Origin of the sequence: Dyadobacter flavalbus, assembly GCF_006149045.1 — a bacterium.
Taxonomy (GTDB): Bacteria; Bacteroidota; Bacteroidia; order Cytophagales; family Spirosomataceae; genus Dyadobacter; species Dyadobacter flavalbus.
On record NZ_VBSN01000028.1, the window covers coordinates 1 to 20,507 of the forward strand.

The 20,507-nt window shown below is 46.0% G+C and carries 18 protein-coding genes; 14 read left to right on the forward strand and 4 right to left on the reverse strand.

The genetic code is table 11. From position 1 onward, the window contains the following. The first annotated feature begins 90 nt into the window (after positions 1 to 90). The 4 genes from FEM33_RS09520 (at position 91) to FEM33_RS09535 (ending at position 5,218) form a co-directional block, all read left to right on the forward strand. Positions 91 to 1,362, forward strand: coding sequence for a TolC family protein (locus FEM33_RS09520; protein WP_229214169.1), 1,272 nt, complete (start codon positions 91 to 93; stop codon positions 1,360 to 1,362). A gap of 60 nt (positions 1,363 to 1,422) precedes the next feature. Further along, positions 1,423 to 2,847 (forward strand): efflux RND transporter periplasmic adaptor subunit, encoded by a 1,425-nt coding sequence (locus FEM33_RS09525; RefSeq protein WP_139011839.1) that lies wholly within the window; start codon positions 1,423 to 1,425, stop codon positions 2,845 to 2,847. Between the two features lie 196 nt (positions 2,848 to 3,043). Then, positions 3,044 to 4,051, forward strand: coding sequence for an NAD(P)H-dependent glycerol-3-phosphate dehydrogenase (locus FEM33_RS09530; RefSeq protein ID WP_139011893.1), 1,008 nt, complete (start codon positions 3,044 to 3,046; stop codon positions 4,049 to 4,051). Between the two features lie 48 nt (positions 4,052 to 4,099). Then, positions 4,100 to 5,218, forward strand: coding sequence for a sialidase family protein (locus FEM33_RS09535; RefSeq protein WP_201747721.1), 1,119 nt, complete (start codon positions 4,100 to 4,102; stop codon positions 5,216 to 5,218). Between the two features lie 7 nt (positions 5,219 to 5,225). Here the strand turns inward: FEM33_RS09535 and FEM33_RS09540 are convergent, their stop codons facing one another. Next, positions 5,226 to 6,368, reverse strand: coding sequence for a DEAD/DEAH box helicase (locus tag FEM33_RS09540; protein WP_139011840.1), 1,143 nt, complete (start codon positions 6,366 to 6,368; stop codon positions 5,226 to 5,228). A 136-nt stretch (positions 6,369 to 6,504) separates the two neighbouring features. Between FEM33_RS09540 and FEM33_RS09545 the strand changes: the two genes are divergently transcribed. From FEM33_RS09545 to fabF, 7 genes are all read left to right on the forward strand, one after another. Continuing rightward, positions 6,505 to 8,097, forward strand: coding sequence for a serine hydrolase domain-containing protein (locus tag FEM33_RS09545; RefSeq protein ID WP_139011841.1), 1,593 nt, complete (start codon positions 6,505 to 6,507; stop codon positions 8,095 to 8,097). A 132-nt stretch (positions 8,098 to 8,229) separates the two neighbouring features. After that, the gene (locus tag FEM33_RS09550; protein ID WP_139011842.1) at positions 8,230 to 8,784 is read left to right on the forward strand and encodes a DUF2911 domain-containing protein; all 555 of its coding nucleotides are present in this window, start codon (positions 8,230 to 8,232) and stop codon (positions 8,782 to 8,784) included. 220 nt (positions 8,785 to 9,004) lie between these two features. Further along, complete coding sequence (locus tag FEM33_RS09555) at positions 9,005 to 10,273, forward strand: PQQ-dependent sugar dehydrogenase (protein ID WP_139011843.1); 1,269 nt, start codon at positions 9,005 to 9,007, stop codon at positions 10,271 to 10,273. A gap of 246 nt (positions 10,274 to 10,519) precedes the next feature. Then, positions 10,520 to 11,110, forward strand: a complete 591-nt coding sequence (locus tag FEM33_RS09560; RefSeq protein ID WP_201747722.1) for a TetR/AcrR family transcriptional regulator — start codon at positions 10,520 to 10,522, stop codon at positions 11,108 to 11,110. 58 nt (positions 11,111 to 11,168) lie between these two features. After that, on the forward strand, positions 11,169 to 11,906 hold the full coding sequence (locus tag FEM33_RS09565) for an SDR family oxidoreductase (RefSeq protein ID WP_139011844.1): 738 nt from the start codon (positions 11,169 to 11,171) through the stop codon (positions 11,904 to 11,906). 51 nt (positions 11,907 to 11,957) lie between these two features. Beyond that, a complete protein-coding gene (locus tag FEM33_RS09570; RefSeq protein ID WP_510185954.1) occupies positions 11,958 to 12,194 on the forward strand; it encodes a DUF2798 domain-containing protein in 237 nt (78 codons plus the stop codon). 32 nt (positions 12,195 to 12,226) lie between these two features. Next, positions 12,227 to 13,477 carry a beta-ketoacyl-ACP synthase II gene (fabF, locus tag FEM33_RS09575; protein ID WP_139011845.1) on the forward strand — a complete coding sequence of 417 codons (1,251 nt, stop codon included), beginning with the start codon at positions 12,227 to 12,229 and terminating at the stop codon, positions 13,475 to 13,477. Positions 13,478 to 13,486: 9 nt separating this feature from the next. Here the strand turns inward: fabF and FEM33_RS09580 are convergent, their stop codons facing one another. Continuing rightward, positions 13,487 to 14,284 carry an HAD family hydrolase gene (locus tag FEM33_RS09580; protein ID WP_139011846.1) on the reverse strand — a complete coding sequence of 266 codons (798 nt, stop codon included), beginning with the start codon at positions 14,282 to 14,284 and terminating at the stop codon, positions 13,487 to 13,489. 169 nt (positions 14,285 to 14,453) lie between these two features. On the opposite strand from FEM33_RS09580, the gene FEM33_RS09585 reads away from it, so the two are divergent. Beyond that, positions 14,454 to 15,353 (forward strand): EamA family transporter, encoded by a 900-nt coding sequence (locus FEM33_RS09585; RefSeq protein ID WP_139011847.1) that lies wholly within the window; start codon positions 14,454 to 14,456, stop codon positions 15,351 to 15,353. 25 nt (positions 15,354 to 15,378) lie between these two features. On the opposite strand, the gene FEM33_RS09590 is transcribed toward FEM33_RS09585, so the two are convergent. After that, positions 15,379 to 16,014 carry a class I SAM-dependent methyltransferase gene (locus FEM33_RS09590; protein WP_229214170.1) on the reverse strand — a complete coding sequence of 212 codons (636 nt, stop codon included), beginning with the start codon at positions 16,012 to 16,014 and terminating at the stop codon, positions 15,379 to 15,381. 6 nt (positions 16,015 to 16,020) lie between these two features. After that, positions 16,021 to 16,950 carry a UbiA family prenyltransferase gene (locus FEM33_RS09595; protein WP_139011848.1) on the reverse strand — a complete coding sequence of 310 codons (930 nt, stop codon included), beginning with the start codon at positions 16,948 to 16,950 and terminating at the stop codon, positions 16,021 to 16,023. 198 nt (positions 16,951 to 17,148) lie between these two features. Between FEM33_RS09595 and FEM33_RS09600 the strand changes: the two genes are divergently transcribed. Together FEM33_RS09600 and FEM33_RS09605 are read left to right on the forward strand one after the other, a co-directional pair. Next, entirely contained in the window at positions 17,149 to 18,699 is a 1,551-nt protein-coding gene (locus FEM33_RS09600; RefSeq protein WP_139011849.1) for a M20/M25/M40 family metallo-hydrolase, read from the forward strand. A 307-nt stretch (positions 18,700 to 19,006) separates the two neighbouring features. Beyond that, positions 19,007 to 20,401 (forward strand): leucyl aminopeptidase family protein, encoded by a 1,395-nt coding sequence (locus FEM33_RS09605; RefSeq protein WP_139011850.1) that lies wholly within the window; start codon positions 19,007 to 19,009, stop codon positions 20,399 to 20,401. Positions 20,402 to 20,507 lie beyond the last annotated feature (106 nt).

Genomic DNA, 20,507 nt, shown 5'->3' on the forward strand with positions numbered 1-20,507 from the left:
CTGTGGAAGGCAATGTTAATAAACTAAAGACTATAAAAAGGCAGATGTATGGAAGAGCAAGCTTTGAATTGCTCAGAAAAAGATTGGTACTTGCTCCTGCTTAACCACCAAAAGTGGGGAAGAACCAGTTTCGGCCGGAATATTGATCCTTTTACTAACCAGTTTGTACAGCAGAACATCAGTTCCAACAATTATCAGCTTGGCGGCCAGGTTACGCTTTTCAGTGGTTTTCAGATCAAGAATACAATCCGGAGAAGCGATATCAATTTGCAGGCAAGCACAAAAGACCTGGACGCGGCCCGGAACGACATCATGCTGAACGTGGCGTTGTCTTATCTTCAGGTAATTACCAATCAGGAGCTGATCGAAGTGGCGCAGCGGCAAGTGGATGCATCTTCCCTGCAGGTGGAAAGAACGGCACGGCTTGTTGAGGCCGGAACGCTTGCCGAAAGCAATCTGCTGGATCTGAGAGCGCAGCTTGCCAATGACGAACTGACTTTGGTAAATGCTGAAAACAATCTCGAAACTGCCAAACTGAACCTTAAGCAATACATGAACATGCCGGGAAGCGAGCCGATCAACGTCGTTGAAATACCGGTTGCCGATCCTACACTTCAGGCATATGACGCCACGATTCAGCAGATTTACGAAGCAGCCGTCAACAATCTTCCGCAGATGAAAGCCGCAAATCTCCGCATAGAAGCAGCAAAGACCAATGTGGACCTGGCAAAAGGAGCGGGAATGCCTTCGCTCACGCTAAACGGCGGCGTTTACACGGCTTTTTCGAGTGCCGCACCGAAAGAGCGCTTTGTTTCGGACGGTTCCGGAGCGACGATGGTGGAAGTAACGTCTTCAACGGATTACATTGTTTATAACAACGAGCAGCTGCCGATTGTCCAGAAAGTGTCCACGCCAAATGGTTCCCTGCGTTATTTCGGCTATTTTGACCAGTTGAACTTTAACCGGAACTCGGCCATTAACCTAAGTCTTACGATTCCTATTTTTACAAACTTCAGAGTGAAATACAACGTCGCCAATGCCAAAATCCAGCAGAAAACGTACGAATATCAGGCGCAGCAAGTGCAGCTGACGATCCGAAAAAATGTGGAACAGGCCTATATTGATATGAACAATGCGGCTAAAAGGTATTCGGCAACAGCTAATCAGGTTCGTGCATTAACAGAAGCGTTCCGCGTTTCACAGGCCAAGTTTGACGTAGGCGCTGTCAATTCCGTTGAATACAACATTGCAAAAGCCAATCTGGACAGGGCCAACGGAAATCTGGTACAGGCAAAATACGATTATGTGTTCCGGACAAAAATCCTTGACTTTTACCTCGGCCGCCCGTTATCCGATTTTTAATAGATCAGATCGGGAGAAGTTTTTTATCAGTAAAAAATCAAAAATTGAAATCATAATTATATGGCACGTAAATCTTCGAAACAAATCTGGTGGATTACAGCAGGCATTCTGGTACTACTTGTTGCCGGTTTATTCGGGGCCAAACAAGCCGGATACATCGGCAAGCCGAAAACAACCGAAGTGGAATATACAACGGTCAAACGCGCCGACATTATTGAACGCGTGAGTGCGTCGGGAAAAGTGCAGCCGGAAGTGGAAGTAAAATTGAGCCCGGATGTTTCGGGAGAAATCATCAGCCTGAACGTAGCTGAAGGCGACTCGGTGGTGAAAGGACAACTACTGCTTAAAATCCGACCCGATAACTATGAATCGTTACTGGCGCGTGCGCAGGCTACGGTGAATTCCAGCAAGGCCAATTATGAGCAGACCAAAGCCATGGTGGCGCAGGCAGAAGCGCGGCTTTTACAGGCAAAGGCCAATTTTGAAAGAAATAAAAAACTCTACAACGATAAAGTGATTTCCGCCGCCGATTATGAGCAGTTCCAGTCTTCTTACGGCGTTGCACAACAGGATCTGGAATCGTCGAAGGCCAATGTTTCAGCGGCGCTTTACAACATCAAAAGTGCCGAGGCCGGTTTGAAAGACGCAGCCGAAAACCTTCGCAAAACGAGCATTTTTGCGCCGGTAAGCGGAATCGTTTCCTTGCTGAACGTGGAAGCCGGCGAACGCGTTGTCGGAACTTCACAGATGGCCGGAACGGAAATGATGCGCATTGCAAACCTGAGCAACATGGAAGTACGCGTGAACGTCAATGAAAATGATATTGTGCGTGTAGCGCTCGGCGACACTGCCGAAATAGACGTGGATGCATACAGTGCTTCGGGAAGGAAATTCAGAGGTATTGTAAAAGAAATTGCAAATACAGCCGCCGGACTTGCATCTTCCGCAACCGGAAGCGCGGCTTCTTCCAGCATTTCAGCAGACGCAGTGACCGAATTTGAAGTAAAAGTGAAAATCCTGAACGAATCCTTTAAAGATCTGCTGGTTTCCAAAACCAAAAAATCCTATCCGTTCAAGCCGGGTATGACGGCTTCGGTTGAAATCATTACGGAAAGAAAGAACGGCGTTGTGTCCGTACCGATTGCAGCCGTAACGACCCGAAGCAACAATGCCGCCAATGCAGGAAACAATCAGCCGAACGGAGATGAAAATGCCGAGGAAAATGACAATAAGCTGAAAAAACAGGAAGCCGTCAAAGAAGTGGTTTTTACGGATGTAAACGGAAAAGCCGTGATGAAGGAAGTAAAGACGGGCATCAGCGATTTTGAAAATATCGAGGTATTGTCCGGGCTCAAACCGGGTGACACGATTATTTCCGGACCGTACATTGCCGTCTCCAAAAACCTCAATAATGGCGACCTGATAGAAAAAAAGAAAGAAGATGTGAAAAAAGACGATAAAAAATCAAATGAAAACGGGAACTGATACGTTCTAAAAAAGTAATAAGTTCGATTTAGTTTAGGTTAAAAAGGAAAATCCTTGCGGCTTTGCTGCAAGGATTTTTTATTTATTACCCCGCTCTGCATACGTTTCTGTTAAAATCTTCTCATTTTTGAAACCCGTCACAGTTGGAAGGATGGGCAAAATCGTCTTCTGTGAAGATGTTAACGGTATTTCAGGAATGAGTTTGAACAATAATATAAAAATTGCTGTCATCGGAGGCGGAAGCTGGGCCACTGCACTGATCAAGATATTGTGTGAACAGAATCATGTGCAGATACGCTGGTGGCTGCGTAACCGGAATGACATTGCACATATCCGGAAATTTCACCATAATCCGAGTTATCTCAGCGACGTTGTACTTTCTCCCCGGAAAATAAAGGTTTTTGAAAAAATTCAGGATGCGGTAAAAGGCGCTGATTATGTGATTCTGGCCGTTCCCGCCGCCTTTGTTCAGGAATCGTTGCAGCCCTTATCCGCAAAGCATCTGAAAGGCAGACGCATTGTTTCGGCGATCAAAGGCATGCTGCCCGACAGAAACATGCTGATTACCGACTGGATTGCGCATGAATACGAGATTGAACTCAGCGAAACATGCGTGATTGCCGGTCCGTGCCATGCCGAAGAAGTCGCGCTCGAAAAACAGTCTTACCTTTCCATTGCTTCCACCGAATGCCCGGCTCCGGAAGATTTTGCAAAATTGATGACATGCCGCTACGTAACTGCCAATCCGCTCGATGACTTGTACGGCGTGGAATATGCGGCTGTGATGAAAAACATCATTGCGCTTGCATGCGGCATTACGCACGGGCTTGGCTATGGCGATAATTTCCAGGCTGTACTGGTTTCCAACGCCATGCAGGAAATCGGCAGTTTTGTAACTGCGCTGGATGCACGCGAGCGCAACATCAGTTCATCGGCGTACTTGGGCGATTTGCTTGTAACGGCCTATTCCCAGTTCAGTCGTAACCGGCTTTTCGGAAACATGATCGGACGCGGTTACAGCGTAAAAGCGGCGCAGCTTGAAATGAAAATGATCGCAGAAGGTTATTACGCAACAAAAAGCATTCATGAGCTGAATAAAATGCATCACGTAAATCTGCCCATAACGGACGCCGTTTTCAGGATTCTGTACGAAGAGCACGCGCCGGCACAAGTCATGGACGATCTGAAAAAACTGATGAAATAAACGAATTCATTTCTTCTGAAAATAGTAACCTTAACCCCAAGTTCCAACATGAGTATCAAACTTCCGAACAACTGCTTCTTAACAGGAATTTGCTTTATGCTGATTGCCGCTGCATCCTGCAATTCCAAAAAAACAGAAACTGCCGAAGATGTAAAAACGGATACGCTGGCCAGCAATAAGGAATTTGTATTCGGAGATGACCGCCCGTTTGCGCAATGCCACGCTTCCACGCTTGTTCGGCTGAACGACGGCCAGTTTCTGATTGCTTGGTTTGGAGGTACGGAAGAAAAGAACCCGGATGTGGGCATCTGGCTTTCGAAAGGACGTCCCGGAAAATGGAGCACACCGAAAGAAGTTGCCAAAATAAGGGAAGATGCGCACTGGAACCCTGTTTTACAAAAAACTGCTGACGGCAAAATCTATTTGTATTTCAAAGTAGGAAAGGAAATACCGCAGTGGGAAACGTGGGTAAAATCATCGGACGACAACGGCGAAACCTGGTCTGACGCTTATGAACTGGTAAAAGGCGACAAAGGCGGAAGAGGACCGGTTAAAAATAAACTGATCGAACTTTCAAACGGAGACTGGCTGGCCGGCTCGTCCAATGAAAAAAGCCGTTGGGAAGTTTTTGTGGACAGAAGCACCGACAAAGGAAAAACCTGGACAGCAAGCCCGTATCTTAAAATTGATACAACCGAAATCAAAGGAAAAGGAGCCATTCAGCCGACATTATGGGAATCGAAACCCGGAATGGTGCATATGCTGGTACGTACAACCGGCGGCGTAATCGGCCGGAGCGATTCCAATGACAATGGAAAAACCTGGTCTGAAATCAAAAAGACCAATCTGCCCAATCCGAACAGCGGAATTGACCTTGCCAGAATACCGGACGGCACGCTCGTACTGGCCTACAATCCGAATGACAAAGACTGGGGCTCGCGTTCGCCGCTTTCACTTGGATTATCGTACGACAACGGTCAGAACTGGACGGACCGGATCGATATTGCAACCGGCAAAAAAGAGGATGAATATTCCTATCCTGCCATCATCAGTTGGGGCGATTCCGTAGCCGTTACTTATACTTACAACCGGCGCAACGTCGCGTTCTGGACGGGAAGCAAAAAGGATATTGTGGAGCTGGCCGCGAAGGAAAAGAAAAAGCACTGACCCGCTTTCAGTAGCCTTTCAGTTCCAGATCGTACGATTCTTTCATCTCGACGCGTTTGCCCATTTTTTTCTGGATGATCTGAAAATGATGCACATCTTCCGGAACAATCAGCGATATGGCCTCGCCGGAAGCTTCCGCGCGGCCCGTCCTGCCTATTCTGTGAACATAATCCTTGGGCGAACGCGGCAGTTCAAAATTGATGACATGCGGCAGAAACTGGATGTCGATTCCGCGGGAAGCCAGATCCGTAGCCACAAGTACCGTCAGTTTTCCTGATTTGAACTTGTTCAGTGCTTCCGTTCTGGCACCCTGGCTTTTTTTGCTGTGCATCGCCATGGCCTGAATGCCGTTTTTGTTCAGCTTTTCAACCAGATTATCAGCCGTCCGGGTAGCCGATACAAAAACCAGAACCTGTTTCATGTTTCCCGTTTTGATCAGATACCGGAGCAAAGGGCCTTTTCGGTCAGGATCAACGAAATAACCTGTTTGTCTGATCAGGTCAAGGTTTTGTTCTTCTTCGGCGATTTCGATGCGGACCGGATTCCTGAGCTGTTCTTTATTGATGTTGTCCACTTCTTCACCGAGCGTTGCCGAAAAAAGAATGCTCTGGCGTTTTTTGGGAAGCAGGAAAAAAATATCCTTCATTTCCGAGGCAAAACCGAGGTTCAGGATTTTATCCGCTTCGTCCAGCACAAGAATCTGCGTTTCTGAAAGACTGAGCGCTTTGTATGAAAGCAGATCAAGTAGCCTTCCCGGCGTGGCAACAAGGATTTCAACGCCCTGCAGGGCAATCATCTGCGGGTTAATGGAAACACCTCCGTACACAGCCAGCGTTTTCACTTTTCTCGGAAGCCTTTCACCGAAAGTCTGGAAAACAACCGCAATCTGTACCGCCAGTTCCCGCGTGGGAACCAGCACGAGTGCTGAAATATGCCTGTTTTTTGCGGCGGGCATGCTTTGAAACATTTCGAGAATGGGCAGAACGAAACTGGCTGTTTTTCCGGAACCCGTTTTTGCAATGCCCAGCACATCATGTCCTTTCAGAATAGCCGGGATTGCTTCCTGCTGAATCGGAAAAGGTTGAGTATAATTCTGTTCTTCAATGGTTTTTAGTAAGGATTCGGATAAGCCAAGGGATTTGAAAGACATAGGATTCTGCTTGCAGTTGGTCGGATAAGATTTGCTGATGTGTACAAAGATACCATTACCCGGGAAAATAACCTTTCAATTTGCGCAGCGGGAACCCGAAACCTACGGATAACAACCATTACTTTACAGCAAAAATATGTCCTATAACCGCAGAGAATTTTTACAGCAACTTGGCTCGGGCGCACTTCAGCTGGGTCTGATCAGCGCCATTCCGACTTCTTTATGGGCGTCACCGTTGAAGTCCGTTCAGTTGCCGAGAAGCAGTCCCGAGTCGCAGGGAATAGCTTCAAAAGGAATCCTGGATTTTGTCAATGCCGTTGAATCCGGCAAGCTTAATCTGCATAGCCTGATGATTTTACGAAAAGGGAAAGTCGTAGCAGAAGGCTGGTGGGCGCCGTATGCGCCGGAACTGAAGCACACGCTTTACTCGCTCAGCAAAAGTTTTACTTCCACAGCCATAGGCATGCTCGTTGCCGACGGGAAGCTGTCTGTCGAGGATAAAGTAATTTCCATTTTCTCGGATGAAAAGCCGGCAACTGTCAGTCCCAATCTGGCAGCCATGCGCGTTCAGGATTTGCTGACAATGTCTACAGGCCATGATAAAGACGCAACGCCGGCCGTGCGGGAATCTTCCGACAAAAACTGGATCAAATCGTTTCTTGCGCAACCGGTGGAACATACGCCCGGAACATTCTTCGTCTACAACAGCGTGGCTACTTACATGCTTTCGGCGATTGTTCAGAAACGCAGCGGAAAAACACTGCTTGAATTTCTCGGACCCAGATTGTTTCAGCCGCTCGGAATCGAAGGCGCAGACTGGGAAACAGACCCGAACGGGATCAATACCGGCGGTTGGGGATTACGTGTGAAAACAGAAGATATTGCAAAATTCGGGCAATTGTACCTGCAGAAAGGCATGTGGAACGGAAAGCAGCTCATTCCGGAATCGTGGGTAAATGAAGCAACGCGTTCGCACATCCAGTCCAAAGGCGGATCGCGCAAAAAAGAGGAAAATGACTGGCTTCAAGGGTACGGTTATCAGTTCTGGCGGTGCCGTAACGATGCTTATCGCGGCGACGGTGCTTACGGACAATACTGCATTGTGATGCCGAAGGAAGAAATGGTTCTTGCGATTACAAGCGAAACGAGCAACATGCAGGCCATTCTGGATGAGGTATGGAACAATATTCTGCCGGTTGTCAAACCGGAAGAAGCATCTTCAGGTAAAAATATGCAGGAACAACTACGTCAAAAACTGGCTTCGCTTGCGCTGCCGCTTGAAACGGGAAAACCACAGTCGCCGCTCATTTCAAAGATCAATAACAGAACTTACAGCATCAGTGAAAATTCCCTGAATGTGAGCAGTGTTGCGCTTTCGTTTGCAAAAGATTCGTGTACGTTTAAAATGAAAGACAATCAGGGCGAGCACAAGATCAGTTGCGGCATAGGCAAATGGAAAAACGGTGAAACAAGCCTTTCCACAATCCCGTTAAAGCTCGTTCCGACACCGGTGCCGGGCGAAAAACTGACCAGAATAGCAGCCAACGGCGCTTGGGTCGACGAGAACACGTTTGAAATGACGTGGCGGTTTGTAGAAACCGCGCATTATGAAAAGGTCAGATGTGTGTTTGAGGAAAATAACGTTCAGGTTGAATTTAAAAAGAGTCTTGCAGTGCTCAACAATTCCAAAGATCCGCGGCCGGTTTTGAACGGAAAACAGATTGCATAGCAGGTTTTTTTTAGCTGTTAGCAATTGGCTGTTAGCTTTTAAAAGTTAAGATTTTGATTTAGCGTGAATTGAATAAGCATCGTTTTTAAAATATTTCAAACATTCATTTATAACCATTACAGCATTTTATTTATGAAAAAGAACATTTCCGTTTTCCTGTTGCTAACCATCTTTTCTTTTGCTGCAAAAGCTCAGAAATTCAGGCCGTTGGACAAAAGCCCGCGCGACATTGCCTATTTTCCCGACCATTTTGCACATGACCGGAAAGATGGTGAAAAGCCATTAATCAAAGTTTCTTACAGCCGTCCGTATCTGAAAGGAAGAGAAGCTTTCGGCAAGCTGGAACCTTATGGAAAAGTATGGAGAACGGGTGCGGACGAATCCACCGAGATCAAGTTTTATCAGGATGCCAAAATCGCGGGAAAACCGGTAAAAGCTGGAACGTACTCACTTTTTACCATTCCCGGTGAAAAAGAATGGACCATTATCCTGAGCTCCGACCTGGATTACTGGGGCGCTTACAAATACAAGGAAGGCAATGACGTTTTGCGCGTAACGGCTCCGGTAAAAAAAGCAGAGGCTCCGATTGAAAACTTTTCCATTGTTTTTGAGAAGGCTTCAGACAATGCGGCGAAAATGTTCATGGGCTGGGAAACAACCGTTGTTGAAGTGCCTGTCACTTTCTAGAACCTGAAACAATTACGGGTTGCGTTCTGACCTTGAAAAGGACATCTTGTCCGTATAACAGCGTACGTTTTCGTTCCGCAGCAATGTATAAAATTGCGTGGTCTGCTTTCTTGGAATTCCTGTAAAAAGCAAACTGGCATTATTATTGTTAAAAAGCAGATAGAAGGTTGTAAAAAACCTGCGATCTGCTTTTTTGTTTTTAAACAAACCCGATATAATCATGATCAGAATTACCCGCCTTACCGTGGCATACATCCTTGCCGTTACTACAATGATCGGATGCAACAGTAAAGAAAAAGAAAAGGAGGAAGCTGCCAAAAGCGGCCCGGACACGGTAAAAACCGAAGCTGAAAAACTGACTTTGCCGCCGCCTTTTGCGACCGAGTCCGCAGAAAAACGCCCGGAAGAAGCAGGCTGGCCGGAAGGAGAAATGCCGAAAGCGCCCGTTGGATTTACAGTAACCAAGTTTGCAGATAAACTGGACAGCCCCAGATGGACGTACATCGCACCGAACGGCGATATTTTCGTGGCCGAGTCGAATACGAAAAAAAGTGCTGACAGGATAACGCTTTTGCGGGATGTGAACAAAGACGGCAAGCCGGAACTGCGGGAAATCTTCCTTGAAAAGCTCAACAAGCCATTCGGAATGCTGGTGCTTAAAAACTTCTTTTATGTAGCCAATACCGACGGAATTTACCGGTATCCATATAAAGCCGGAGAAACGAAAATGACGGGCAAAGGTGAAAAAATACTGGAACTGCCCGCCGGCGGATACAATAATCACTGGACCAGAAATCTGCTCGCCAATGCGGACGGCTCCAAAATTTACGTTTCTGTTGGTTCCGGAAGTAATGTCGGCGATAACGGCATGGACAAGGAAAAGCGCCGGGCCAACATTTTGCAGATCAATCCGGACGGAACAGGTGAGAAAATTTATGCAAGCGGACTGAGAAATCCGGTCGGGATGGATTGGGCGCCCGGTACCAATGTATTGTGGACTGCGGTAAATGAAAGGGATGAACTGGGCGATGAACTGGTTCCGGATTATGTCACAAGCGTGAAGGAAGGCGGTTTTTATGGCTGGCCTTATTCCTATTTCGGACAAAATGTCGATCCGCGCCGCAAAGGTGAAAATCCTGAACTTGTAGCCAAGGCCATCGTTCCGGATGTGGCAGTCGGAGCGCATACCGCCTCGCTCGGCTTTGCTTTCTATGATAAAAACCAGTTTCCGGCCAAATATCATAATGGCGCATTTGTTGGTCAGCACGGCTCATGGAACCGTTCCAGACTTTCGGGTTATAAGGTCATTTTTATTCCTTTTGAAAATGGAAAACCTACCGGAAAACAGGAAGACTTCCTGACTGGCTTTATAGACACTGAGGACAAAGTATTCGGCCGGCCGGTAGGCGTTACGGTAATGGACGACGGATCATTGCTTGTAAATGACGATTCGGGAAATACGATATGGCGGGTTACGGCTGGGAAGTAGGGGGGAAGTTGTAGTTATGGATTGTCATTTGTTGTCATTTATTGTTACTAAGAGTCATTTATTGTGTTTTAGTCATTTATAGTTAAAAGTGGCTTGTAGAAGTTTGAAACGATCTTCATAACCATATTTAAAAAGGTATTTTGCTTGGGCGAAGTACCTTTTTTTTGTAGGAATTGAAAATATAAATTCCGGATTGTTTGTATAAATATACCGATTGGTATATTTTTGTGAAGTGACTATTTCAGTATGATGAACAAGGCAGAAAAAACGCGGCAATTTATTATTGAAAAAACGGCTCCGATCTTTAATGTCAAAGGATTTGCGGGGACGTCCATTAATGATATGATTCAGGCGACAGGCCTTACAAAAGGAAGTATTTACGGAAATTTCAGGAACAAGGATGACGTTGCGCTGGCTGCATTTGACCATAATCTGAAAATGGTTCATAAAGTAATCAGGCATGAAATGGACAGCAAGGATTCTGTTAAAGAGAAACTTATGGTGTACGTAAATGTTTACAGCAACTTTCTCGAATTTCCTTTTCCGGACGGCGGATGCCCGATCCTGAATACCTCCACGGAAGCCGACGATACGCACCCCGAACTCCGGCAAAAAGCGGCCGATGCCATCATGCAATGGAAAAGCAATCTTCAGGCATTGATTAAAAAAGGCATGGATGACCGGGAATTTCATGCGGATACGGATCCGGAGCAAATGGCCCTGACGATTATTGCCATGATTGAAGGCGGAATCATGATGGCGAAGGTTACAGGCAAATTGAACTACAGAAATGCAGTCATGAAGTCCATTAAAAAAATGATTGATGATTTAGGTTAAAAAATTTTACCATAAAATATACCGATCGGTATATAATTTCAGCTTAAATGAAACAAAAATGAAAACTACTGGAAACATTGTTTTGGTAACCGGCGGAAGTGCCGGAATCGGTTTTGAAATTGCGCGGATTTTTTCAGAGCAGAACAATCAGGTGATTATAACCGGCAGAAATGAAATCCGGCTGGACATGGCCGCTGCAAAGCTGCATAATGTGACGCCTTTTGTTTGTGACGTAACCGTTCCAAGCGATGTAGACAAGCTTGCGGATTATCTGCAGAAGAATTTTCCGGATCTGAATGTAGTCATCAACAACGCCGGAAAAGCGTCTTACTACAAACTGGACGGCGATGATAATGCATTTGCAAATGCGGAAGAGGAAATGCTTACCAATTATTTGTCTGTTGTCCGGCTTAACCAGAAACTGCTTCCGTTGCTGAAAAACGCGGAACAAGCTGCCATTGTCAACGTTTCCAGTATTGTCGCTTTTGTCCCGAACCATGTGCTGCCTACGTATGCCGCCAGCAAAGCCGCGCTGCATTCCTATTCGCAGTCACTGCGCTTTACGCTGGAAAATGCTACGGACATCAAAGTGTTTGAACTGATGCCGCCGCTGGTGAATACGGATTTTTCACAGGTAATAGGCGGTGCAAACGGCATTCCGCCACAACAGGTTGCCGAAGATCTGATGAATGCTTTTGAAGATAATACTTATGAAATCCATGTCGGCCGGACTGCGCAGCTTTATCAGCTTTTTCAGCACGATCCTGCCGGCGCGCTGCTGGCCATGAATTCGTAACCGTTTGTGACGAAAGTTTGTTGAAATATTCTTTTCAGTAAATACAATACAATGAAACACAGGATTGCATTTGCCATGATTATGGGAATTATTACGACGGGCATAATTTCCTTTACTTTGATTTCCATTAATATTGGATTTGTTAGCAATTTTTTAGTGATTTGGCTGAAATCTTGGAGCATGGCCTATATGATAGTCATTCCGGTGATCTTACTGGTAGGACCGATTGTTCAGAAACTGGTAAATTCCATGTTCAAAGATGCAGTGACCCGGCAGTATGATTTGTAATGTCCGGCGTCTTAGAAACAATTCAACATTTTATGAAAAGAGTAGTAGTTACAGGTTTGGGAGTAATATCTCCATTGGGTAATACGGTCGACGAGTTCTGGGAAAATATTGTAAATGGTAAAAGCGGCGCGGCTACGATTACCAAAATGGACGTTTCCAAATTCAAGACCCAGTTTGGATGTGAAGTAAAAGGCTTTAATCCGGAAGATTATATTGATAAAAAGGAACTGAAAAAGTTTGATCTGCATACGCAGTACGCCATTGCTGCTTCGGACGACGCCATAAAAGATGCAGGGCTGGATTTCAGTACGATAGATGTTTCGGAGCGCCACGATATGGGCGTAATCTGGGCTACGGGAAACGGCGGTATGGGCACATTTGAGGATCAGTTGCTTGAATTCCATGCGTCGGGCGGCGTTCCGCGTTTCAGTCCGTTCTTTATTCCGAAAATGATCGTTGACATTGCGGCAGGTGTTATTTCAATCCGGCATAAACTGCATGGCCCCAATTACTGTACGGTTTCTGCCTGCGCATCTTCCAATACGGCTGTCATCAGCGCATTTGATACCATCAGACTTGGAAAGGCAAAATTAATGGTTGCCGGCGGTTCGGAAGCAGCCATTATTTATTCAGCTCTTGGCGGCTTCGGCGCAGCACAGGCACTTTCCAAAAGGAACGACTCGCCCGAAACAGCTTCACGTCCTTTTGATAAAGATCGTGACGGTTTTGTAATGGGTGAAGGTGCAGCTGCCCTCATTCTGGAAGACCTGGAATATGCCGTTGCACGCGGCGCAAAAATATATGCGGAAATCGTTGGCGGCGGCATGGCAGCCGATGCATATCATCTTACCGGCACGCCGCCGGACGGAATGGGCGCCGCGCTGGGCATGAACAAAGCATTGAAGGAAGCGGGTATTTCAGCCGATAAAATCGATTACGTCAATGCACACGCCACTTCGACCGGATTGGGCGATATGAGCGAGCTGAACGGAATGAAGCAGGTATTTGGCGATCATCCCGTTGCGATCAGTGCTACAAAATCCATGACCGGCCACCTTTTGGGCGCAGCCGGCGCTATTGAAAGCATTGTGAGTGTAATGGCCGTTAAGGAAGATATCATTCCGGGCACCATCAATACGGTTAATCTGGACGAACACGTTCCGGAAGGCATGAACATCATTCTTGGCGAATCGATCAGAAAGACTGTAAATTATGCGCTTAACAACACATTCGGATTTGGCGGCCATACGGCGACTTCCATTTTCAAGAAATACACCAAATAGCCGTTTTTATTAATCGGTCAGTTCCGAAAGCACTTCCACAACCCCGTTCTCATCGTTACTTCTGGCGAGAGAACGGGCTGCTTTTTTTATATCGGGATGCGCATTGGCCATTGCGTACGAAAAATGCGCTTTTTGCAGCATTTCAAGGTCGTTCAGATAATCTCCGAATGCCATCGTTTGTTCCGGTGAAATCCCGTACATTTTTTGAATCACTTCCATGGCTTTGCCTTTATTCGCGTTTTTATCGGAAATATCCAGCCAGATTTGTCCCGATATTTTTACCTGAAGATGGTCTGCATAATGTTTAAAATGCGGGTAACTGTTTGTTTCAGAACCGGCAAGATCGCATAATGTAAATTTCAGAAACTGGTCGTCGTCTACTTTTGTCAGATCCTCGACGATTTCGTAGCGTTCAAAATACAATTTCAGATGATTGATGAATTCCGGTTCATCGCTTTCAACATACGCTTTTTTCTTGCCACAGATGACAGCATACGTATCCGGGATTGTCCTGGAAAGCAGCACCAACTCTTTTACAATTTGCCCGTCCATATCCTGAATATGAATTTCCTCATCCTGAAAAACAACATAACTTCCATTTTCCGCGGCAAAAATAACTTCATCTTTTATCGGGTCCAGCGTTTTCAGCAGATTAAAATACTGCCGGCCGCTGGCAGCTACAAACAGAATCCCGTGCGCTTTCAGCTTGCGGAAAACAGGGTAAAAAGATTCATGCAGTTCATGTTTTGAGTTTAAAAGCGTTCCGTCCATATCCGTCGCCACCAGCCTTATATCCGAAAAATTCATACGATTTGTTTAAGTTTGCCTTATTGATTCCATTACCGTGCCAGGGTATCCCGCAACATTCTTTTTATGCCGTTCAGACAGTTTCCGCGTTGTTCCGAACCGGCGCGAACATTTTTCTGTTGGGTAAAAACAAGCCCGCAGCTTCAAATAAACGCATTTTCTGTTTGTAATGAAATTTTCCAAATACTACTTGTCCGCCTTTGTATCCTTTGTGATATGGGGATTTTTCAGTCTTGCCTTAAAGCCGCTTAAAGATTATCCTTCGCTCGATATTTTATTTTACAGGGTGTTTTTCTGCGCTGTGATTATGTCCGTCACCAGTTTGTTTATAAGAAGAAAAGTGCTTGCGGACAACATCCGCATCTTTAAACAAATGCCTGCCGTGCAAAGAAAAACCGTTGCTGCGCTGACGTTAAGCGGAGGGATTCTGCTGACGGCCAACTGGTTTTTCTTCATTTACGTCATGAACCATATCAGCGTAAAAGCTGCATCGTTTGCCTATCTCGTTTGTCCGATCATGACGACCGTTATCGCGTTTTTTGTACTGAACGAAAAGCTCAGCAAATGGCAGTGGACGGCGGTTTCGATGAGCGTTGCGAGCTGTATTCTGCTGTCGTTCAACAACATTGCCGATATTGCTTACAGTCTTATTGTAGCGGCTTCCTATGCGTTTTATTTAGTTAGCCAGAGAAAAAATACGGGCCTGGACAAGTTTCTGGTACTGACCGTTCAAATCCTTTTTTCCGCATTGATATTGCTGCCGTTTTATCCCGTTTACAGCGCAGGCATCCCAACGGAGTTTTCGTTTTATGCATTGATCGCCGTTATTGCCGTCGTATTTACGATCATACCGCTTTACATGAACCTGTACGCTTTGCAGGGCGTAACTTCTTCTACGATGGGGATTCTGCTGTATATCAATCCGCTCATGAATTTTGTGACCGCCCTATTTTACTTTCACGAACCTATCAATTTTATCCAGATTGTTGCTTACTCCATTATCCTGATTTCCATTGTTGTCTTCAATGAAAAATTCATTTTCGGCAGGAAAAGGGCTGTACTTGTGTAATTTTATTTTCTGACGAAATGGATTTCTAACTTAGCTTTCTGAAAACAAGCGATTGTATGAATCCGCTGAAATGGACACTTTTGTAAATGCACGCATAACGCGCAGCCAGAAACTGTGCGTTCAGATCGGGCAATTTATCGGCTTCCACATGAGCTATTTTCCGGAAAAACCAGTACATGATTTTCAGTAGAACCGACTGCCAGATTCCCCTGGCATTTTTTTCTACATGAAAGTCTGTGAAAAGCCACAATCCGCCCGGCAAAATCAACTTGTCAAGCAGTTTAAAAACAGTTTCTGCTCTTTCCGTACTGAAATTATCGAACAGGAACGGCGTCATTATGACGTCAAATTTTAGTTCTGTTTTATAGTCTTCAATCGCAGTATGCACAAATGAAACACGGTTTTGCTGCCAGTTTCTCTTTTCGGCCAATGCAATCATATTCCGGGAAATTTCAACGTAAGTAATGGAAAGCCCGCGCGGATGGATTTTCGACAGTTCTTCCAGAATCCAGCCGGTACCGCCGCCGACGATCAGAATCCGGGAAGGCGTTTTTACATGCGGCAAAAGAACCTGCTGCGAACGCACAATGGATTTCCGGAAAACCAGCCGGCTGATCGCATCGTAATTCCCGGCAATATCGTCGTAGTTGTTGGTCATCATTCGTTTTTAACCATAATACGCATAATTTCCCGAAAAGAAAGTACCGGCTATTCCGCAAATGGCCTTTACAAGCAAAAGTCCGTCAATAACAATCAGATAATACAGGATTTTTCGGGGTCTCTGTAATGAAAATGCAACGGCCAGAAGACAAACAAACGGAACAAGGTTCAGCAGAATCGTGATCAGGCTGAAATGCCTGTAAACCGCAAAAGTAAGGAACGACATCAGTCCGATGAGCAGCAACGGAACGAGAATATAGTAAATCGTATTTTTCAGCCCCATTCTCACGGCAAAGGTTTTCAGCTCGATGTTGGCGTCGTCTTCATAATCTTTCATGTCGAACATAATGGCATTTACCGTACAGAACATCCAGTTTTTCATGAAAAGCCAGAGCATCACAAGCGGTTCGTGAATGGAAATGCCTTGCTCGATGCGGACCATGGTCACAGGAAAAAGATTGACACAGCCCGCCCACACAAAGCCGATGACGAATGCTTTGAGCCAGCCGGTTCTTCTCAAATTCAGGGAAATAAATGTTTCGGGTAAAAGGCCGTAATACAAAATGGCAGCCACCGGAACAACGGAAAGCAGCAGCCAGTAATAAACGGGCAAAACTGAAATTTTGCTGAAATCTTTGATCAGCAGCCACAATCCAAGGCAAATGCAAAGTATAACCAGCACATACTGACTGGCGATTACAAAACGGTGATGAAGCCGGTACCATTCCGTCCGCGGGTTTACGGACGCTTTTGTACTGACCGGACCGGAATAGGCCCAAGTGTAATAAACAACCGTCGCACTGAATAATAGGATATAGTAAGCCGCAGAATTAAGCGGAAGGTTTAGCTGAAAAGCAGTTTCCACGGACAATGCCACTGCAAGCAGCCCGACGAAATAATTGGCAAAAAAGACAAATGATACGATTCTGTTTCCCATACGATGAACGCGTGCCTGCAATATGCAAAACCAGTGCCTTGTAAACCGTAAACAGGTGCAGTTATTTATTTTACAATCCCCGACTTTGCATTTATGTGGCAATAAGCATATGAATTTGGAATGTTTCAAGTTGGTATGGAAAGCTTCATCCGTATTTCATACATTCGGAAACAGAAAATTCTTAAACTTTAACCTTTCATGAAAAAAATATCTCCGCTATTTATTCTTCTTTTTTTACTTCTTGTCCAGTCAGGTTTCGGCCAGACAAAAGATCCTGTTGTAGAAAGCATTGTTAAGGAAGCTACGGAAAACTCTCAGCTGGAAAAACTGGCGCACGAACTGATGGATGTCATTGGCCCGAGGCTCGTGGGTTCTCCGCAAATGATGCAGGCGCACGAATGGGCCGTTGCTAAATACAAAAGCTGGAATATTACGGCCAAAAATGAAAAATGGGGCGAATGGCGCGGATGGGAGCGGGGCGTTTCGCATATCGACATGGTTTCGCCGCGTGTAAAATCACTGGAAGGAATGCAGCTTGCATGGAGCCCGGGAACTGGCGGAAAAACGGTTACTGCCGAAGTCATGATCCTTCCAGATGTGGCGGACTCGGTGGCTTTCCAGAAATGGCTTCCTTCCGCGAAAGGCAAATTCGTCATGATCAGCATGAACCAGCCGACAGGCCGCCCGGACTACAACTGGCAGGAGTTTGCCACCAAGGAATCGTTTGAAAAAATGAAAAAAGACCGCGATGTGCAAACGGAAGCATGGGCAAACCGGCTGAAAAAGACGGGTTACACAACGCGTACTTTGCCCGTTGCACTGGAAAAAGCCGGAGCTGCCGGCATTGTCATGTCTTACTGGTCAAAAGGGTTCGGAGCAAACAAGATTTTCGGCGCATATACCAAAACAATCCCGACCGTGGATATTTCACTGGAAGATTACGGCCTGCTTTACCGGCTGAGCGAATCGGGGCATACGCCGAAAATCAGTGTTCGTGCCGATGCCAAGGAAACGGGTGTCAGCACCACTTTCAATACCATCGGTGAAATCAGGGGAACGGAGAAACCGGATGAATATGTCATGTTATCGGCCCATTTTGATTCATGGGACGGAGGAACGGGCGCAACCGACAACGGAACGGGCACCATTGTGATGATGGAAGCCATGCGTATCCTGAAAAAAGTTTATCCGAATCCTAAAAGAACGATTCTGGTCGGACATTGGGGAAGTGAAGAGCAGGGGTTGAACGGTTCAAGGGCTTTTGTGGAAGATCATCCGGAAATCGTTAAAAATATTCAGGCAGTTTTTAATCAGGATAACGGAACCGGAAGGGTCATTAACATATCCGGTCAGGGATTTCTGAATGCGTATGATTACATCGGGCGCTGGTTATCGAAAGTGCCGGAATCCATTAAAGCTCCGATTGAAACCCGTTTTCCCGGCGCTCCCGGCGCAGGCGGCTCTGATTATGCTTCTTTTGTAGCGGCCGGCGCGCCCGCTTTTTCCCTGAGTTCGCTGAACTGGTCTTACGGAACTTACACGTGGCATACCAACCGCGATACGTATGACAAGATCGTGTTTGACGATGTGCGCAGCAATGCCATACTCGCCGCCATCATGGCTTATCAGGCCAGCGAAGATCCTGTAAAAACATCGCGTGAAAAAAGTATATTGCCATTGAATGCGGAAGGCAAGCCGGGCGCATGGCCTGAACAAAGAAAACCGATCCGGAGAGGCGGGCTGGATTGACGGTTCTTTTTAGCAGTCATTTTTTGTCATGGGTTGATAATTTTTGTCGAGGGGCGTTTTTTTGTCATGGATTGTCATTTTTTGTCATGGATTGATAATTTTTGTCGAGGGGTATTTTTTTATCATGGGTTGGTAAATTTTGTCAAAGGTCTTTTTTGTCATGGATTGATAATTGATGTATGTAAGCAAAGTTGAATTTTAATGCTGGCGGTTTTTGGCAATTAGAATAAATAGTCAGGAAACTTATGTCCAGAGTAGGCAAATTGTAAAAGCCAAAAGCTAATCGCTAAAAGTATCAAAAAACGCTATGCAAATAAACCAAACCGTACAGGCGGATGAAAATATACTGCTGATCCGTCCGTTTGAAGAGGGTTCCGAGCCGGAAAACCAGTCCATGTTCAGGGCAGAAAAAGGCGAAATATGGTGGTATTCATCCCATGAAGTCTGGCTTGGACTGGGGAAATCCCCGAAGCTCTCGGCCGTTATCCGGATTTTCAGATCGTTTTTCTTCAAGCGAAAGGATCGCTGGCCGGAACAGATCGTGCTGGATGCAAAAGGTTATTCACCGGAATGGATCGGAAATGCCGTGAACGGAATCATTCTGGGCGGCTACAATATTCAGCTTTACAAAACAGAGCCGAAGCCTTTCAGCCGCTTTTTTGAAAACGGTACTTTAAAGATTTTAACTTACTCCGATTCGGAAGAAGTGCAGAACAGCATCCATGCTGCACAGCAGACAGCTATTGTTCAGATGCGGATCATGGATCTGATGAATGCGCCGGGAAATTACAAAACGCCGCAAACGCTTGCAGAATGGGCAAAGGATTCGGGTAGGCAAAACGGGTATAAGGTCACTGTTTTTGAAAAAGAAAAATTACAGGAACTGAGAATGCATGCTTTGTTGTCGGTGAGCAAAGGCAGCGATGCTCCGCCGGTCATGATCATCAGCGAATACGAACCGCAAAATTATCAGAAGACGATTGCACTCGTCGGAAAAGGCGTGACATTCGATACCGGCGGTATTTCCATCAAGCCTTCTGCCAATATGCACCTGATGAAAAGCGACATGGGCGGCGCGGCAGCGGTACTGGGAACCTTGGAACTTGTGGCGCAGCTGAAACTGCCCGTTCGCGTTATCGGCATCATTCCTTCTACGGAAAACTGCGTGGACGGCTCCGCTACAAAGCCGGGCGATGTGATCGGTTCCTATTCCGGGAAAACGATTGAAGTCATTGATACGGATGCGGAAGGCAGGCTGATCCTTGCCGACGGGCTAAGCTATGCGGCAAAGCAGTTCAATCCGGACGTGATTATTGATCTGGCCACGCTGACGGGAAGTGTTATTCAGACCCTTGGCTATGAAGCCGCCGGACTTTTTACACCAAGCGATTCGCTTGCAGAAGAACTGATCGAAGCGGGCGATTATACGGGTGAACGCTTGTGGCGGCTGCCGGTCTGGGACGAATACAAAGAAGAAATTTCATCCGATATTGCCGACGTAAAAAATTATCACGGAAAGCCGCTGGCCGGAGCAATCGTGGCTGCCAAATTCCTGGAAGTTTTTACGGATCAGCATCCGCAATGGGCACATCTTGATATTGCAGGAACGGCTTTCGGGGATACTGAATTTGCTGCGGGCCGCTGCGGAACTGCTTACGGAATCCGCCTGCTGTGTGCGTACCTTTCCAAATCCGGGGTTTGATGCAGAAATAATTCAGAATTCGGGCCGGAATAATTGTGTTATAAATTAACCGCATTTTCTTGCAGAACTGGTTCTATTTGCTAGATTTGAGAAAGTAAGTATGGTT

What these genes read in the sequence shown, in the direction of transcription:
- fabF (WP_139011845.1), top strand. Translation starts at nt 12,227, where the DNA reads ATGAAAAGAGTAGTAGTTACAGGTTTGGGAGTAATATCTCCATTGGGT.
- FEM33_RS09580 (WP_139011846.1), bottom strand. Translation starts at nt 14,284, where the DNA reads ATGAATTTTTCGGATATAAGGCTGGTGGCGACGGATATGGACGGAACG.
- FEM33_RS09595 (WP_139011848.1), bottom strand. Translation starts at nt 16,950, where the DNA reads ATGGGAAACAGAATCGTATCATTTGTCTTTTTTGCCAATTATTTCGTC.
- FEM33_RS09590 (WP_229214170.1), bottom strand. Translation starts at nt 16,014, where the DNA reads ATGATGACCAACAACTACGACGATATTGCCGGGAATTACGATGCGATC.
- FEM33_RS09570 (WP_510185954.1), top strand. Translation starts at nt 11,958, where the DNA reads ATGAAACACAGGATTGCATTTGCCATGATTATGGGAATTATTACGACG.
- FEM33_RS09585 (WP_139011847.1), top strand. Translation starts at nt 14,454, where the DNA reads ATGAAATTTTCCAAATACTACTTGTCCGCCTTTGTATCCTTTGTGATA.
- FEM33_RS09565 (WP_139011844.1), top strand. Translation starts at nt 11,169, where the DNA reads ATGAAAACTACTGGAAACATTGTTTTGGTAACCGGCGGAAGTGCCGGA.
- FEM33_RS09530 (WP_139011893.1), top strand. Translation starts at nt 3,044, where the DNA reads ATGAGTTTGAACAATAATATAAAAATTGCTGTCATCGGAGGCGGAAGC.
- FEM33_RS09600 (WP_139011849.1), top strand. Translation starts at nt 17,149, where the DNA reads ATGAAAAAAATATCTCCGCTATTTATTCTTCTTTTTTTACTTCTTGTC.
- FEM33_RS09545 (WP_139011841.1), top strand. Translation starts at nt 6,505, where the DNA reads ATGTCCTATAACCGCAGAGAATTTTTACAGCAACTTGGCTCGGGCGCA.
- FEM33_RS09540 (WP_139011840.1), bottom strand. Translation starts at nt 6,368, where the DNA reads ATGTCTTTCAAATCCCTTGGCTTATCCGAATCCTTACTAAAAACCATT.
- FEM33_RS09605 (WP_139011850.1), top strand. Translation starts at nt 19,007, where the DNA reads ATGCAAATAAACCAAACCGTACAGGCGGATGAAAATATACTGCTGATC.
- FEM33_RS09535 (WP_201747721.1), top strand. Translation starts at nt 4,100, where the DNA reads ATGAGTATCAAACTTCCGAACAACTGCTTCTTAACAGGAATTTGCTTT.
- FEM33_RS09560 (WP_201747722.1), top strand. Translation starts at nt 10,520, where the DNA reads ATGATGAACAAGGCAGAAAAAACGCGGCAATTTATTATTGAAAAAACG.
- FEM33_RS09550 (WP_139011842.1), top strand. Translation starts at nt 8,230, where the DNA reads ATGAAAAAGAACATTTCCGTTTTCCTGTTGCTAACCATCTTTTCTTTT.
- FEM33_RS09525 (WP_139011839.1), top strand. Translation starts at nt 1,423, where the DNA reads ATGGCACGTAAATCTTCGAAACAAATCTGGTGGATTACAGCAGGCATT.
- FEM33_RS09555 (WP_139011843.1), top strand. Translation starts at nt 9,005, where the DNA reads ATGATCAGAATTACCCGCCTTACCGTGGCATACATCCTTGCCGTTACT.